At 43.4% G+C, this 15,785-nt stretch carries 13 protein-coding genes and 1 pseudogene; 5 read left to right on the forward strand and 9 right to left on the reverse strand.

Annotation, left to right across the window (positions count from 1 at the left end):
* Positions 1 to 511: 511 nt before the first annotated feature.
* Entirely contained in the window at positions 512 to 1,225 is a 714-nt protein-coding gene (locus tag OSCI_RS15380; protein ID WP_007355937.1) for a hypothetical protein, read from the reverse strand.
* 60 nt (positions 1,226 to 1,285) lie between these two features.
* Positions 1,286 to 2,113: a 4-hydroxy-tetrahydrodipicolinate reductase gene (gene dapB / locus OSCI_RS15385; protein WP_007355938.1), complete on the reverse strand. Its 828-nt coding sequence runs from the start codon at positions 2,111 to 2,113 to the stop codon at positions 1,286 to 1,288.
* A gap of 243 nt (positions 2,114 to 2,356) precedes the next feature.
* On the opposite strand from dapB, the gene OSCI_RS15390 reads away from it, so the two are divergent.
* Positions 2,357 to 4,969: an EAL domain-containing protein gene (locus tag OSCI_RS15390; RefSeq protein WP_007355939.1), complete on the forward strand. Its 2,613-nt coding sequence runs from the start codon at positions 2,357 to 2,359 to the stop codon at positions 4,967 to 4,969.
* Between the two features lie 415 nt (positions 4,970 to 5,384).
* Here the strand turns inward: OSCI_RS15390 and OSCI_RS15395 are convergent, their stop codons facing one another.
* Positions 5,385 to 7,442, reverse strand: a complete 2,058-nt coding sequence (locus OSCI_RS15395) for an FAD-dependent oxidoreductase (protein WP_007355940.1) — start codon at positions 7,440 to 7,442, stop codon at positions 5,385 to 5,387.
* A 98-nt stretch (positions 7,443 to 7,540) separates the two neighbouring features.
* On the opposite strand from OSCI_RS15395, the gene yidD reads away from it, so the two are divergent.
* The 3 genes from yidD to OSCI_RS15410 all read left to right on the forward strand — a co-directional run bounded on the left by yidD (position 7,541) and on the right by OSCI_RS15410 (position 10,562).
* Complete coding sequence (gene yidD / locus OSCI_RS15400) at positions 7,541 to 7,765, forward strand: membrane protein insertion efficiency factor YidD (RefSeq protein ID WP_007355941.1); 225 nt, start codon at positions 7,541 to 7,543, stop codon at positions 7,763 to 7,765.
* 480 nt (positions 7,766 to 8,245) lie between these two features.
* Positions 8,246 to 9,454 carry a response regulator gene (locus tag OSCI_RS15405; RefSeq protein ID WP_007355942.1) on the forward strand — a complete coding sequence of 403 codons (1,209 nt, stop codon included), beginning with the start codon at positions 8,246 to 8,248 and terminating at the stop codon, positions 9,452 to 9,454.
* 133 nt (positions 9,455 to 9,587) lie between these two features.
* The gene (locus OSCI_RS15410; RefSeq protein ID WP_007355943.1) at positions 9,588 to 10,562 is read left to right on the forward strand and encodes a glycosyltransferase family 2 protein; all 975 of its coding nucleotides are present in this window, start codon (positions 9,588 to 9,590) and stop codon (positions 10,560 to 10,562) included.
* On the opposite strand, the gene OSCI_RS30035 is transcribed toward OSCI_RS15410, so the two are convergent.
* Together OSCI_RS30035 and OSCI_RS29090 are read right to left on the reverse strand one after the other, a co-directional pair.
* A complete protein-coding gene (locus OSCI_RS30035; protein WP_155523415.1) occupies positions 10,553 to 10,705 on the reverse strand; it encodes a hypothetical protein in 153 nt (50 codons plus the stop codon). The two genes, OSCI_RS15410 and OSCI_RS30035, sit on opposite strands and share 10 nt — an antisense overlap.
* Positions 10,706 to 10,913: 208 nt before the next feature.
* Positions 10,914 to 11,727: pseudogene (locus OSCI_RS29090) on the reverse strand (transposase); the annotation flags it as partial.
* Between OSCI_RS29090 and OSCI_RS15420 the strand changes: the two are divergent.
* A complete protein-coding gene (locus OSCI_RS15420) occupies positions 11,613 to 12,050 on the forward strand; it encodes a transposase (protein ID WP_083811312.1) in 438 nt (145 codons plus the stop codon). The pseudogene OSCI_RS29090 and the gene OSCI_RS15420 sit on opposite strands and share 115 nt — an antisense overlap.
* 135 nt (positions 12,051 to 12,185) lie before the next feature.
* Here OSCI_RS15420 and OSCI_RS15425 read toward each other — a convergent pair whose 3' ends face one another.
* The 4 genes from OSCI_RS15425 to OSCI_RS15440 all read right to left on the reverse strand — a co-directional run bounded on the left by OSCI_RS15425 (position 12,186) and on the right by OSCI_RS15440 (position 15,750).
* Positions 12,186 to 12,428 (reverse strand): hypothetical protein, encoded by a 243-nt coding sequence (locus tag OSCI_RS15425; protein ID WP_007355946.1) that lies wholly within the window; start codon positions 12,426 to 12,428, stop codon positions 12,186 to 12,188.
* Between the two features lie 59 nt (positions 12,429 to 12,487).
* Complete coding sequence (locus OSCI_RS15430; RefSeq protein ID WP_007355947.1) at positions 12,488 to 13,372, reverse strand: PhzF family phenazine biosynthesis protein; 885 nt, start codon at positions 13,370 to 13,372, stop codon at positions 12,488 to 12,490.
* A 232-nt stretch (positions 13,373 to 13,604) separates the two neighbouring features.
* Entirely contained in the window at positions 13,605 to 15,146 is a 1,542-nt protein-coding gene (trpE, locus tag OSCI_RS15435) for an anthranilate synthase component I (protein ID WP_007355948.1), read from the reverse strand.
* A 106-nt stretch (positions 15,147 to 15,252) separates the two neighbouring features.
* Positions 15,253 to 15,750, reverse strand: coding sequence for a hypothetical protein (locus OSCI_RS15440; protein ID WP_007355949.1), 498 nt, complete (start codon positions 15,748 to 15,750; stop codon positions 15,253 to 15,255).
* Between the last annotated feature and the right edge of the window lie 35 nt (positions 15,751 to 15,785).

Consider the following 15,785-nt stretch of genomic DNA (forward strand, 5'->3'; position numbering starts at 1 on the left):
CCTTGATGCGGAACTAATTAGAAAAGGGGTTGAAGGTATCCGAACCGATTACAAACTTGAGACGAATCTAACAGAAAGGATTGAGAAATATGATAACTTTAAAAAAGCTGTCAAAGGCTTGAAATATCAGGGAGAAAAGAAAGCCGCAGAAATTGCTGAGGAAAGCTAAAAATCTAAGTAAGAAAGAAGAAGGAAAGAGAAAAATGCAATCACAGTAAGGATTTCAGTGATTTAATATGAGTTCGATTTATGCGATCGCGACAAAACAGGGGACTATTGTAAATAGCACTCGGTAGATATTTTTAGATTTGAGGTAACATTTTGTCTATCTAATTGCAGGAAAAGCGATCGCCCTTCCCTCACCGAAGCGCGATCTCACTAATAAACTTCCCTGCGATGAGCAATAATAGTTACAACCACCTGCTTTTGCTTATCATCAATATAATAGCGCTTGCTGAATAAGTTAAGAAAAAGCGCGTAGGCGAAGCCAGCCGAAGGCATCGCTTCCAAATCAATAATCAAGGCGCGATCGCATCCTCTCCCCTCCCCTTTCTTCACTCTCATCTCTCCCTCCCCTATCTCTTTTCTTTTTCAACTGACGACTGACTTCTACAAACACATCCCGCCGTAAGTAAGGATAATCGCTTACCCAGATATTTCGACTGGGAATGTAAATATCTGAAACCTTAGAAATACGGCTTAAATCTTCTTCATTTGACATTACTAACATTAAAGCAACTTGACCCGGTGCAATCTCCTGGTGAGTGCGGTTAATAAGTGCTTTAATTTTAGTAGTAAATTCTGTCTTATCTCCTACTTCTACATTAATCATCCGCTCTAAATTGTCTACAATCACAAGCTGTCCTTTGCTGTTAACAGTTTCTTCTTGACTGCTGACTTCTTCTGTGATATAAACATCTAAAACTCGTCCTTGCCAGAAACCGCAGTATTTATATTTCCGGCATTGTAGATTTCGCAAACTTGCCGATAAAACCGGGCCCCAAAGCCAGTAAAGACCAGCAATAAGTCCAAAAATTAAAACTACTGCCCCGCCATCTTCCCACGCTAATTTATAAACTAATAGCATGAAAAGTACGCTGACTACAGAAATTAATAGCCGCTTCAAAAAATCTGAGGGTTTACCCCAAGCATATTTGTATTGAGCAGCGGTAGCAACGGCGGGAATCAGTTCTTCAAAGGTTTGTCGAGTTAATGGAACTAGCATAATTTTTTGTTAACGGTTAACGGTTAACTGTTAACAGTTAACCGTTAACCAATAACCAGTTTACAATATTTTTTCTAAACCATAAACCAAAGATTTGAGTTCCAGTACCTTGCGGATGGCCAAGAGAACTCCGGGCATATAGCAAGCGCGATCGCTCGTATCGTGACGCAAAGTATAAACTTGACCGGGGCCGCCAAAAATCACCTCTTGGTGGGCAATTAAACCAGGTAAGCGAATGCTGTGAATGCGAATACCCTCATCCGCTAAACTTCCCCTTGCACCTGGTAACTTCTCAGTTTCCTCCACAAATGGGGGATTAAAAGTTTTCCCCATTTCTGCTAACATTTGAGCAGTTTGAATTGCCGTACCGCTGGGTGCGTCTGCCTTTTGGTTGTGGTGAAGTTCGATAATTTCTACATGATCGAAATATTGGGATGCTGACAGCGCAGCTTGCTGAAGCAAAACCATACCGATCGAAAAATTAGGGATAATTAAACAACCGATGCTAGCTTTATCCGCAAACTCAGCTAAATCTTGAATTTGTTCGGGACTCAGACCCGTAGTACCAACGACGGGACGAATACCGTAGGCGATCGCAGAGCGCACATTCTCATAAACTGAATTTGGGTGCGTAAAATCCACCATCACCCCTAACTGTTTTTCTTGACCCGCTAACGCTAGCATCCCTTGCAAATCATCCGTCAGAGGAACTTCCAATGCACCGCACCCCGCTAGTTCCCCCGCATCCACGTTAAGAAACTCAGGAGAGCGCTCTATAGCCCCAAACAGCGTCATATCCCCAACTGTTGCTACTGCCTTCACCACCTCACGGCCCATCTTGCCAGCAGCACCGTTAACAATCACCGGAATCGGAAGTTGACTCGCCATAATTTCCCCAATATCCTTACACTCGACAAAGGCATTTTAAACTGATACCATTTCTTTTTTGAGATGTTACAGAAGAAATTATCTAAAACATCTTCCCGCCTGAAACTTAAAATCCGCCCATCGGCACAAGTTGAAAGTTGGGGCCCAGGGAAAGAGCGAATACACTTAATCAATAATTAGGATTAGGCTCAACTAATTTACAACATCCTCGTTCAGGCTAATTCGCATCCAGCTATTTCCTCCGTGACTCCTAAATTCTATCGAAATCTTCGCTCTGTACTCTCCTTAGCAGCTCACTTCAGCGTTTTCTCCAACGGTACGAGGCTGAAGCTCTTTCCCGCCATACTAATTAGCATAACCGTTAGCTTGCTGCTACTATTAATTCGCCAACTTGGAGGGCTTCAAGAGCTGGAAATGGCGACTTTTGACCGAGGTCTGCGTTTAATGGGCGATCGCGGCCCCGATCCGCGACTGCTAGTAGTGAGTATCACCGAAGAAGATATCCAAGCACTAGGCAGAGTCCCCCTTTCCGATCGCCGGATCGCCCAAGCACTAGCACAACTGCAACGACACCAGCCCAAAGTAATTGGCTTAGACATATATCGCGATGTACCTCAAGAACCAGGACACAAAGAACTCCTAACTCAACTCCAAGCCCCAAACGCGATCGCCATCTCAAAATTTAACGACTCTGAAAGCATGGGAGTCCCGCCGCCGCCAGGAGTACCACCCGATCGTATCGGCTTTAACGACTTGTTGCTTGACCTCGATGGAGTCGTCCGCCGCAACTTAGTTTTTCTCTCAAAACCAGGTAGCAAACCCCTATACTCCTTTTCTTTCCGGCTCGCATTTTTTTACATCAAAGACATAGTTGAACCCAAAAATAGCACTACTAATCCCAACCATATTTACTGGGGCAAAGCCAAGTTTGTACCATTAGAACCCAATGCTGGCGGTTATACTAACCTGGATGCCAAAGGCTACCAAATTCTGATCGATTACCGTTCTCCTCGCAAAGTAGCGCGACAAATCAGCTTTAGGCAAGTATTAAAAGGAGATTTTGACCCCAACTGGGTAAAAGGCAAAATTGTACTCATCGGCACTACTGCCCCCAGCAGTAGAGACGTATTTCTCACCCCCTACAGCCCCATTGAGAAACAAAACGCCAAAATGCCTGGAGTGCTGCTTCACGCCCAAATGGTCAGTCAAATTTTAAGTGCAGTTTTGGACGGCGAGCCCCTGTTTTGGTTCTGGCCAGAGTGGGCAGAATTTTTGTGGGCAGCAGGATGGGCAATTGTGGGCGGAATCCTAGCTTTACGAATTCAACACCCAGCCAAATTGGGGGTGGTTTTAGTAATAGCATTAGGAACTTTACTAGCGATTACCCTTGGATTATTTACAGAGGCAGGGTGGGTGCCACCCGTAGAGCCAATATTGGCATTGCTAGTAACAAGTGCCTGTGTGACTGCCTACAAACAGCTATACAATGCCTTTCACGATTCCCTGACAGGATTGCCTAACCGAGCTTTGTTTATTGAACGGGTTGCTCGCGCTGCCAAAAATGCCAAACATCGCCAGTACGATTTTTTTGCAGTATTTTTTCTGGATTTGGATCGTTTTAAGGTAATTAACGATTCTCTCGGTCATGTCGCGGGGGACAGCTTGCTAATTGCTTTGGTGGAAAGATTGAAGTGTTGCGTGCGAATTAGTGACCTTGTGGCACGAGTGGGAGGGGGAGATTTTGCGATTCTAATTGAAAATATTAAGGATGTTGCTACTGCTACCAGCGTCGCAGAACGGATTCATGAAGCATTAATTATACCTTTTAATTTGAGCGGACAAGAAATATTAATGACGGTGAGTATTGGTATTGCTGTGGGGGGTTCCCAAGGCGAGACGCAAACAGGGGAAGAAGACGAGCGACCAGAGCATTTATTGCGGGATGCTCACACGGCAATGTATCGCGCTAAAGCTTTGGGAATGGGGCGCTATCAGGTGTTTAATGCGGCAATGCACGCAACCGCAGTGGAACGATTGCAGTTAGAGACGGATTTACGAATGGCTGTCAAGCGTCAAGAGTTTTTACTGCACTACCAGCCTTTTGTACATTTAGCTACTGGAAAGATTATCGGTTTTGAAGCGCTGATTCGCTGGCAACATCCGGGACGGGGTTTGGTGTCGCCTCTGAAGTTTATTCCGGTGGCGGAGGAAACGGGTTTGATTTTGCCTATAGGTCAGTGGGTGTTGGAGGAAGCTATGCGCCAATTACGTTTGTGGCAACAGCAGTTTCAGTTCGATCCTCCTTTAACGATGAGTGTGAATTTGTCTGCTAAGCAGTTTTCACAGCCGGATTTGGTGAAACAAATTAAGGAAATCCTGCAACGGACGGGTATTGAACCTGAGTGTTTGAAGTTGGAGATTACGGAAAGTGTGGTAATGGATGAGGTAGAATCTGCGATCGCAGTTCTTAATCAGATGAAGGCGTTAAATGTCAAGTTGGGAATTGATGATTTTGGGACGGGATATTCGTCTTTGAGTTATTTGAGCCGCTTTCCTACTGATACTTTGAAGGTGGATAAGTCTTTTGTGGGTCGCATGGAAGTGGGCTCAGAGGGGATGGTGGAAAAAATCGCTAATCCGAAGTCACGCGGGGGAGAAAATACGGCTATAGTGCGGACTATTGTGATGCTAGCTCACGCTTTGGGGATGGATGTGATTGCTGAGGGGGTGGAAACGGCTGAACAGTTGGCTAAGTTGCGATCGCTTGGCTGTGAATACGGTCAAGGTTATTTCTTTGCTAGGCCGCTTCCGAGTGAGGCGGCAACGGCGCTCATTGCTTCCGATCCTGAGTGGTAATTGTTAACAGTTAACAGTTAACAGTTAACTGTTAACTGTTAACTGGTAACTGGTAACTGGTAATTGGTAATTGGTAATTGGTAATTGGTAATTGGGTATTAAGTTAGTGCGTAATATCATGTCTGGCAAATTACTTACGAGCGGTCATTGCGAGCGAAGCGAAGCAATCGCAGAGACTAGGCGATTGCTTCGCTTCGCTCGCAATGACAAGTATTTAACCGGACATGATATAATTCCGGCTAATAACTAACAACTAACAACTAACAACTAACAATCAACAACCTACAATGAACCAAGATTTAGGTTATGCTACGCTCCACCCAACAACCTACATTTTGCATTTTTAATTCTAATTAGCAATTGGTAATTACCAATTAGCAATTACCAATTACCAATTATTTGTGCAAGCAGCCTATTACTTCCACTTTTGCCAAGAACTATTGAAAATCGAAGTTCCGGGAAAAGCAATCTGGTTTTTCTGTTGCTCTAACCGCCGTTGCAGCGCTTCCAAATCAGGCTCATAAGAAGGTAATTCATCCACCAATTGATAAGGCAGAATCCCCTTTTCTAGGGCAAAACTAGCAGTAGTTCCGGCCGCTGCACCCGAAGACCATTCAAAAGAATGTACGCGATAAGCAGCGGCCGCAGTGTGGCTAGTAGCAATACTTTTCCCTGCAACTAACATATTATCAATTTTCTGCGGAATCAATGCTCTGAGCGGAATTTGGAAGGGATAAGCTTCACCTTGACCCTTGCGAGTTCCTTCGCGTTCAGTATTACCGGGTGCTTCTGGGGGGCTATTAGTCATACAGGGGTGAAAGTCGATCGCATAGTGACCAATTCCCACAGAATCAGGATAAATAAAAGAGCGCGATCGCGGCTTTGTTTCCTCCACAGATAGATCTCCCACAGCCAAAGCAGGTGCATCTAAACCACCCAAAGCTAACCACAAATCGCGATACTGTTCGGGAGATAGATTTTGGCGATAAAAATCAGTCGCAAAGTTATTGCGAGACATATCTACTTCCCACACAGTAAAACCTTGCGGTTGAGCCAAACTTGGCCGTCCAATTATTCTCCTTCCCTCCCGCATATAAGGATATTTAGAAAGCCCATGTACTGTTCCCATCGGCGAATCTAAACCCGTCAAATATTTGAGATTTGGGTAAGGCTTTTTCACGCCATTGCCTAATTGTGAATCAGTTGTACCTACAGCTAGCCAATAGAAAAATCCTTGGGCATTTTCTTCACCACGTCGCAAAGTTTCTGTCCGTAAGCCGCCCATCCAGCCTCCCGGTTGCAATTGACCTGTGGCTTGCAATTGTTCGCGAGTATAGATCAGGTTATCTGTGGAAGTTCCAGGCCGATAATCGTTACCCCAAGTCCAGTTTTGCATGGAGATATCGCCCGGATAGATGGGAAAGTCTCTAGGGTTTGGAGGTCGTTTTTGATCTGGTTTAGTGCTAAAAATTTGGCGGTAGGTGAATACTAGGGGAAAACTAGCTAATCGCTGCAATTCATAGCTGTAGTAGGGAGCATATTGTTGATAGAATGAGGGTAGTTGATGGGTCTGGGGTTCCTTAGTTGCCTGCATTGCAAAGGTATAGGTAAAACCTTGAGTACAATAAGGATCGCCATTAGGACTTGCTGAAGAAGGTTCTAGATAGGAACGGGGGTCAATCCCCAGGCGGTAGGGAACGTCTGCGAGACCGATTAATTCACCTGTTTCGGTGGCATCTATGACATACCAATTAGCCGATTTAGCTGTTTGCTGAGGTTTATTTGACTGCTTGGGGGTGAAGCGAATAATGGTTTTATTAAATCGTGCGGAATTTTCGTATCGATAGGCATCTTCGATGGTTTGAGAAAGAGGTTCAGCGTTAATCGGAGGAGTACCTGTTGCTGGTTGATGCTGAATCGCGATCGCGCCTTTAATTTGATTCCCGGAAATGTCTAAATCTTTGACGACTGTATTAGGAAACCATTTAAGCGTACCTTTGCCTTTTTTGGCGGCATCTTGCAACATTTTAAATAGGATTTTATGGCCATCGTAGGGCATGAAGCAAGAATTACTGACCCAACAGCCGCCGGGATTGAGTCTACCGTAATGCTTTTGGATGCGCGATCGCAATTCTAGATAGCCGCGAGGATAGAATAATAGCGATCGCTGGGTTTCACGTTCGTCAAGTGCTGAGGTACCTTGGGAGGAAATTTGCCCGCCTACCCAGTCGGTAATTTCAGTTAAGCAAACAGTGCGACCTGCGAGTAAGCTTTCGTAAGCAGTGGCCGCACCTGAAAGCCCACCACCTACTACCAGAATGTCGCAATTTTCTTCTTTGTCTGGCGTGCGGGGAGGTGCGGCTATTGCGGGACTAATGGCTGAAATTAGGGAGATCAGGCTGAGGGTGAGGCTTACCAGTGATTTGCCTTGCACTTGACGCTGCATGGTAGATGGTGTGTTGAGTTTGGACATAGAAACTGAGAGGGCGAATATCAGAGGGCTAATAGCGCTCAAATGTTCATTCTGCACTATACGGGCTTTTGGCGATCGCGTCAGGGTAATATTACTAATTGAAAATATTACTAATTGGATTAATTAAGGGCTACAAAATTTTAATTTCTCCTCACCTGCCTCGTGCCTGCCGATTTCAACCAACTTGTTCGCAATATGCAGTAGAAGCAATAGAACGATTTGGGGTTTTGCAGGGCGGTCAAATGGCAATTAGTCGCATCTTGCGCTGCCATCCTTTCCATCCCGGCGGTTACGATCCAGTGCCTCCGAAGCATGAAGAATGAAGAAGAAGGAATCAGGACTCAGAGGGACAAAGCAAATTTTATTTCTTTGAAAACTTAGATAACGCCGCTCTCTAGGCGATGTCTTAACGGCCTAGAGGGCGGCGTTGTGGATATGCGCCCTAACATTCTTGTCTGTTGCGATCGCAATTACCACTTACCAATTACCAATTATCCGTATTGATGTGTCGCAGCCCGTAGGTACAAGACCCCCCAGAAAGGCTTCTACGCTCACCCACCGCAACTTGTCTTTGATTTTTAAGGATTTTCACCATAATTTTAAGTAATCTGCCCTACAATCTGTAGTAGTATCTATTGACAATTTAAAGATTGCGTAAAGTTGGATTGCCAAATACTTAAAGTGTAAGTTAATATTTAAAAATAGGGAGAATTACACAGCTATACTAACTTCAGTGATATTACCGATCTCCCGACATCTAATAAATAATAAAATATCAATGGAGTAAGAGGTTGTGGATTAATATGTCAGCCACCGCTACTGGGTGCAAGATGCTGTCCGATACCCTGGCTATACTTAGCCAGAAGCGGGCTACTGGAAAATTGCTCCTAGAGCATGGGGAGCAAAAATGGCAACTTTACTTTTTTGACGGGTCTATGCTCTATGCTACCGGGGGATTGCACCGCTCTCGGCGCTGGTATAGGGCGATCGCGGATCATTGTCCTGATTTTCGGGTAAATCTTCACCAAATGGCTGCCGAGGAGCTTTGGGAATATCAGCTCCTACAACACGGGATTGCTCAAAGAGAGATGAGCGTCGAGCAAGCCAAGGGTATTATCCGCAGCAGTATTTATGAAGTTTTCTTTTCCATTGCTAATCAGTCAGGCTTGAAGAGAAAGTGGCATCCTTACAAACAGCCTCCTTTTTCGATTAATACCCGTTTGCTGATCCCAAAATTAGAAAGCGAGCAAATGCTCTCCGACAATCGAGAACTTTGCCAAAAGTGGGAAGCAATGGGTTTGTCGCACTTAAATCCCGATCTCGCGCCGATTTTAAAACAATCTGACAGTTTGGAAAGTCGAGTTAGTTCTGATTCTTTGCTGGCTTTGAGCAACCACTTCAATGGTCAGAATACTCTCTGGGATATTGCTTTGAAGAAAAAGCAATGTTTGACAGTGGCGACTCGCACTTTATATCACTTTGTCAAGCAAGGTTTGATTGATTTCCGAACGGTACAGGATTTGCCTTCGCCAATGGAACAGTGGCGCTTAGCGGCTGCGATCGTTCAGCCGGTGCGCCCTTTAATTGCCTGTATTGATGATAGCCGTGCGGTTTGCGAGTTTTTAGAGCAAATTCTGGTACCTGCTGGGTATCGAGTCGTGAAAATCCAAGACCCGATGAAGGGAATAGCGACTCTCGCCGAGCAAAAGCCTGCTTTAATTTTTTTGGATGTGATTATGCCGAAGGCTAGCGGTTTTACTCTGTGCAATTTTTTGCGGCAAACTCCTGCATTCCGGGACACTCCGATCGTATTTTTGACAGGTCAGGACGGCATTGTTGACCGCACGCGAGCTAAGTGGACGGGTGCTACGGATTTTGTGAGTAAGCCTCCTACTGCGGAAAAAGTTCTACAAGTGGTTGAGAAATATTTGAACCTAGAGGGCGATCGCAGTCAACAATTAAGCAATAACCCCTTACTCAATCCTAGCGGGTTGAGTTTGGCTGGCTCCTAATTTCTGCATTTCTGTCTTCTGGTTGAGTAACAGCAGCTTTGGTGGATGCTACTGCGATGATATTTTTCTACGGTAAATGAGATGATGGTAGCGCCCAGCCTACAATAATTTGTCCTGCCTTAGCCTTTTATTTATGACACCTTTGGTAAGCGTGGTAATTCCCGCCTATAACTGCGCCTCTTATATTGTGCAAGCGGTGGAGAGCGTTCTCGCTCAAACTTACTCCCAGTGGGAGATAATTATTGTGGATGACGGCTCAAAAGATGACACGGTTTCCGTTTTGCAGCCTTATAGTTCCCACATTCGCTACGTTTATCAAAAAAATCAAGGAGTTTCTATTGCGCGTAATCATGGCATTCAGCTAGCGCGGGGCGAATTTGTCGCTTTTCTAGATGCAGACGATTATTTTCTCCCTGACAAATTAGCGGCACAGATTGGAATGTTTGAGGCGCAACCTAACTTGGGAATAGTTCATAGTGGGTGGCGCAAAGTTAATAGTAAAGGTGAGTTTTTGCAAGATGTTAAACCTTGGCAAAATGTCCCAAAATTGGATTTAGAGATGTGGTTGCGGTGGAAACCTGTGTTGCCAAGTGCGATGATGTTTCGCCGAGTATGGTTAGAACGTGCGGGTGGTTTCGATCCTCGGTTTCCTCCGGCTGAAGATACGGATTTGGCTTTGCGTTTGGCTTTAATGGGGTGTGAAACTGAGTGGTTAAAGCAGGTGACTGTTTGCTATCGGCAGCACGAACAGAGTGCGATGTTCAAAGGTTTACCGCAGGCTAACTCTCTGGCAAAAGTGATTGAAAGTTTTTTTGCTCGACCGGAATTGCCAGGGAAAATAAGGTTGTTAGAAAAGCCGATTAAGTACAGTACCTTTGTCTGGATTGCTTGGTATTTGCACTCAAAAGGCCATCGCGCTGAAATGGTGCAGTTTCTACAGAGTTCTTGGAGTTATACGCCTTATTTGCCTGTGGAAACTGTTATTAACTGGGTGGAAAGTTTTGCGGAATTTTATGAGAATGAGAGAGATGATTTTGATGTTGATATGTTGGGGAAATCTGCGGAGTGGCAGCAGTTGATGCAGTGGGCGATCGGCAATCAAAAGTAAGGAATTAAGCTTTTATCGAGATAATTGCGATCGCACATCTTAGTTGTGCGATCGCGCCTTTTGAGTGCGATCGGTACGCATATATAGGGCTTGCTGAAAAAGTTATAAAAAGCAGGGGGGTGAGAAATGAAGAAGAGGCCCATCTTCCTCACATAATAAGCCCTGCTTTACTTCGATTATTTAATTCATAGCTAAAGTTAATCCTTCTCGATAAAATCATAATATTTGGGAAAAATTGACACAAAAAAAGACAGTAAAACTGCCTCAGCAGCTTCACCAGGTTAATCACTAAAAATGTAAGAGTAATGGAAGTTTCAGAAGTATTAGATAGTTTAGCCATGACTCGATTCAACTGACAATTCGATGTTCGATTCTTTTTTGATTATTTGACCACATCCACTGCTGTTGACGATAAATCTCACTCGATACCAACAAATTCCTGTATTGCCTTCTGCTTAAGAGTTCTAGGCTAGCCCCTTTATTCATTAATTTCTCGATATGTCCCAAATTTCGTTTGATATATTGAAGCTGTTTTTTAACGGCATTTCTCCTTTCCTTTCCAGAGGGCTTCCTGTTTTTGGCGAATTTTAGATAATCTTTTCTGGCCTTCTTTCTGTAAGTTCTTGGTTTTTTGTCTAGGTTCTCCTTCAGGGATTTATATAATATGTCTATGATGAGTTCGGTGGTTTTCCTCGCTTGATTTAACAGGTCTACATCGGTGGGGTATTTGATATCGGCAGGTGCTACCGTTGCATCGATTAATAGCTTTCCTCTATTTTCTTTTGGTCTTTCGGCTTCTTCTGACTTTTTTGTGCTGGGTTCCTCCGGCTTGAATCCTCGACCTTTTTGGACAATTTTGCGATTGATTTTTTTAAGCAGAGACTGACCGATTCTTTGTCGAAAATGAACCATCATTGAAGCGTCAAAAAGTGCTTCGTTCCGATAACTATTTTCTCCGATAAAATACTGTAAGTAAGGGTTTTACTTAATTTGTTCGACTGTTTCACGCTTCGCTAATTCCCAATTTTTCTTTGATGATTAACGCTCCCAGTGCCATCCGAAAGGGTTTGGCTGGCGCTCCCATTTCCTCGGAGAAATTCTGGGCATATTCTTCCTCAAATTCTGACCAGGGAATTAGATTTGCCAGAAGTACCCAACGATTTTCAGCAAGCCCTATTTAAAATTTTCAAGCCGAAAGGATGCCTAAACCCGGGAGATATCTATCAAACTAAACCCCAGTTAGCAGTAGAAATACTGCGGGAACTCAAAGCTTTTGGCTTTAAAATTAAGTTGGTTTTAGCAGATAGCTTATATGGGGAAAGTGGGGATGTAATTAGAGCATTAGAACAACAAGAGCTATCCTTGATTGTCGCTATTCGTAGTAATCATGGGGTGCTGATGGGACCCGGACAGCGAGTGCGTTACAATCAATGGAAGGAATACCAGCAGCAGCTATCTTACCGTCAATCTGAGCCGAGATTCAATTGATTATTCAGCCCTATATTTTTTATTGTTTAATCTCTCCTTGGTTAACAGTGTTTAAGATTCCTGGTTTGCGTCGAAAGTTCTATGACTTAATTTACTGTATGGATGATTTCCCTGCTATTTATACACCTTTTCCTGCTACCAGTTCCATTGCTGCCTAAATTTTACTCTCCCCAAAGTGACAAAAGAGGGATAATTTCGCCAGCAAGTACCTAATTTTAACTGAATTCGACTATGTTTGAGTGTTATACCATTTTTCTCGATTAATTCCCCATCTACCCATTCTGTATTTTCAGGTGGGTTTTGCATCCATTCTTCTATGGAAATGTGGGGTAATTCACTAATTTTAACCTCTTTTGATTCAATTATTGCTGTCACCATTTTGCTTGTTTCTCCTTGGATTATAACTTGACTATAGCGCTCTTAAATGATATATATTTTTAAACAAATTCTCCTTTGGCTACCATCACCACTTTTCCACCTACGTAAACCTCTATTTCTTGTTGATTTCTTTGAGATTTCAAAAGTAATAATGAAGGTCTATCAATCTCATAACCTTGTTCAACTCGCACATTTACAGATGTTTTACCACTATATGAATATTCTACTAAATATCCGGCTAAGCAGCCATTGGCGCTACCTGTAGCGGGGTCTTCAGGAATACCTAAAGAATCGGCAAATACTCGGACGCTTAAATCATTATCTTGGTTGTATGTTTCTGGGCAAAATATTAGGATTTCTTGGGCTTCAAGATTTTTAACTAACTCAAAATATTTGTCTAAGTTGACTTTGGCTTTTTTGAGGGAGGAGTGAGTTTTTAATGGTACGATAATAAAGGGAACGCCTGTAGAAACTTCTTGAATTGGATATGTCAAGTCTATTTCATCTACTTCTAAGTTTAACACTGAGGCCAGAATTTCAGGGTCGAATTTTTGATTAAAGGTTGGTGGCTTTTGTCGCATCCATAAAACGTCTGTGGCTTCGTCAATGTAATTAAATGTAACTGGAATTTGACCGACGGCTAAATTAAGATTAACTTGTTCAACTTGGTTTTTAATAATTTCGTTTTGGATGATGTAGGCTGTTCCTAATGTTGGATGTCCCGCAAAGGGTAATTCTTTTTTCGGTGTGAATATCCGCACGTCATAGCCATCGTTTTTTATCTCATTTGAGAGGATAAAGGTAGTTTCTGAGTAATTGATTTCTCTGGCTATTTGTAGCATTTCGGTATCAGATAATTCTGCTACGCGATCGCCAGTAAATACGGCTAACTGATTACCCGCATATTTTGATTCAGCAAAGACATCAACAATGTAAAATTTCATAGTATTTGTTATTGGTTATTTGTTATTTGTTAACTGTTAACTGTTAACTGTTATCGGTTAGACGAAGAAAGGCGAAGCATTCGGGAACAAAATATTGGTTTATAGCAGTAATTTATCGCCCGAATGCTATGCGCTACGCGCAGGCTACGCCAACGCCCCTACATCAAACTTATAGAAATCAAACTATTAACTGTTAACTGTTAACCGTTAACAGTTAACAGTTAACAAATAACTATTTTAAACAGCGGATAGCTTCTAACATTCCTCTGGCTTTATTCAAGGTTTCCTCATATTCGGATTCTGGGTTAGAATCAGCAACTAAACCGGCTCCGGCTTGCACGGAAACGGCATTTGTGCCATCATCCTTAGTACGGACAACCATTGTGCGAATTGCGATCGCACTATTTAATTGTCCCTCAAAATCATAGTACCCGTAAACCCCGGAATAAGGCCCGCGACGACATCCTTCTAATTCGTGGATAATTTGCATCGCCCGAATTTTGGGGGCACCGCTGACAGTACCCGCAGGAAAACAAGCTTTCAACAAATCCCAAGCCGTTTTATCGCTAGCTAATTCTCCCACAACATTGCTGACAATGTGCATGACGTGAGAATAACGCTCAATTACCATTAATTCGTCAACTTTTACAGTACCATTGCGACAGACTCGACCTAAATCGTTGCGGCCTAAATCAACTAACATGACGTGCTCGGCAACTTCTTTCGGGTCTTGCAATAATTCCGCTGCTAAACTATCATCTTGTTGGGGAGTTTTACCTCGGCGGCGAGTACCAGCAATGGGCCGCAATGTGGCTACTTTTTTGCCATCTATGGTATTTTCAGCTTTTACCATGACTTCGGGACTAGAACCAATAATTTGCCAATTTCCGAAGTTAAAATAAGCCATGTAGGGAGATGGATTAATTAAGCGCAAGGAACGATAAAGTCCGAAGGGATCGCCGTTATATTCAGCAGATAATCGTTGGGAAAGTACGACTTGAAAAATATCGCCGGCTTTGATATAATCTTTGGCTTTTTCGACGTTAGCGCAGAATTGTTCGCGGGTAATATTGCTAGTGTAATCTAAGGTTTTTTCTGCGGTTGACTGGTAAGAATCAAATCCTGGCGGTGTCCATTCTAAGAGTGTTGTTTGCTGGGAAAGAGGCGATTTTAACTTATTAACTAGCTGAGTGACGCGATCGCACGCTTGCTGATAGGCTTCCCGCAAGTCTACATTGCTATCTCGTAAATCTGCGTAGGAAATTGCCCAAATTTTGCGCTTTACTTGGTCAAAAATCAGCAAGTTATCTACCTGCATCCACAACCCGTCTGGCAAATCTTCTGCGGTGGCTGGATAAACAGGTACTCGCGATTCCATCCAGTTAATTAATTCATATCCCCAAAATCCAAACAAGCCGCCAATTCCTAATGGTAATTGGGGCAATTTAACGGGATCAAAAGGTTTGAGACAGGTGGTTATGGCTTCAAAGGGATCGCCTGTAAAGATAGTTTGAGAACCGTTGCGGTGGGTTTGGGTAGTGCGATCGCCTCTTGCTTCCAGAATCCACAGCGGATCGCAGCCTAATAAACTATAACGCCCGATTTTCTCGCCGCCTTCGACTGATTCTAGCAGGAAACTGTAGGGTTGACCGGCACAGACGCGATACCAAGCTGAAACGGGGGTATCTAAATCGGCCACCCATTCTTGATAAACGGGGATGAAGTTACCTTGCTTGGCGAGTTCGGAGAATTGGGTAAAATCGGGGAAAATCATAATTTCAATTATAGTCTATTTGGGAATTATACCAAAAATCCGGGCGATTGAAATCGCGGCTACACGAACAAAGTCCGCCTGCGCGGACTAATGAGGTTGATTAATTTTACAGGGATACGGAAAAGTTTTCTCGCCAATATTTTTGTAGTGCGTAGGTATCTCTGAGTTGTTGCAATGCTTCGGGTGAAAATTCTGATTTAATTTTACCGATAAATCTGCCCCATTCGTACAGGCGATCGATGGAATAGGCGTTAGTAAGTTGGTGGGTGTAGAATGTTGTCCAGAATTGAGGGGCGATTGCACTTTTCCAGCGTTTATGCCACATTGAGAAATCGGAGGGATTTGGTAATTCTACTTCTAATAATGGGGGGAAATCTGCATAGTTGACGAAGCGGCTAATGCCTTTGGCGTGGATGTAGACTACATGACGATAGCATTCGATTCGGTAGATGTCGTCTGGGGAAATGTTAAATAGAATGGTGACGGTTTCTTTGGTGACAAATCTAGCGAGGGGATGGAGAAGTGAGGATTTGTGGAGGATTTTTGAACAAGATATAGTTAAGTTTAACTGAGATGGTTCTGTCATTTTAAAGGTATAGGGCATTAATTTTTGGTCTGTATTGTCTTTTTAGGCGATCG

The sequence above is a fragment of the Kamptonema sp. PCC 6506 genome, from assembly GCF_000180455.1.
Classification (GTDB): Bacteria; Cyanobacteriota; Cyanobacteriia; order Cyanobacteriales; family Microcoleaceae; genus Kamptonema; species Kamptonema formosum.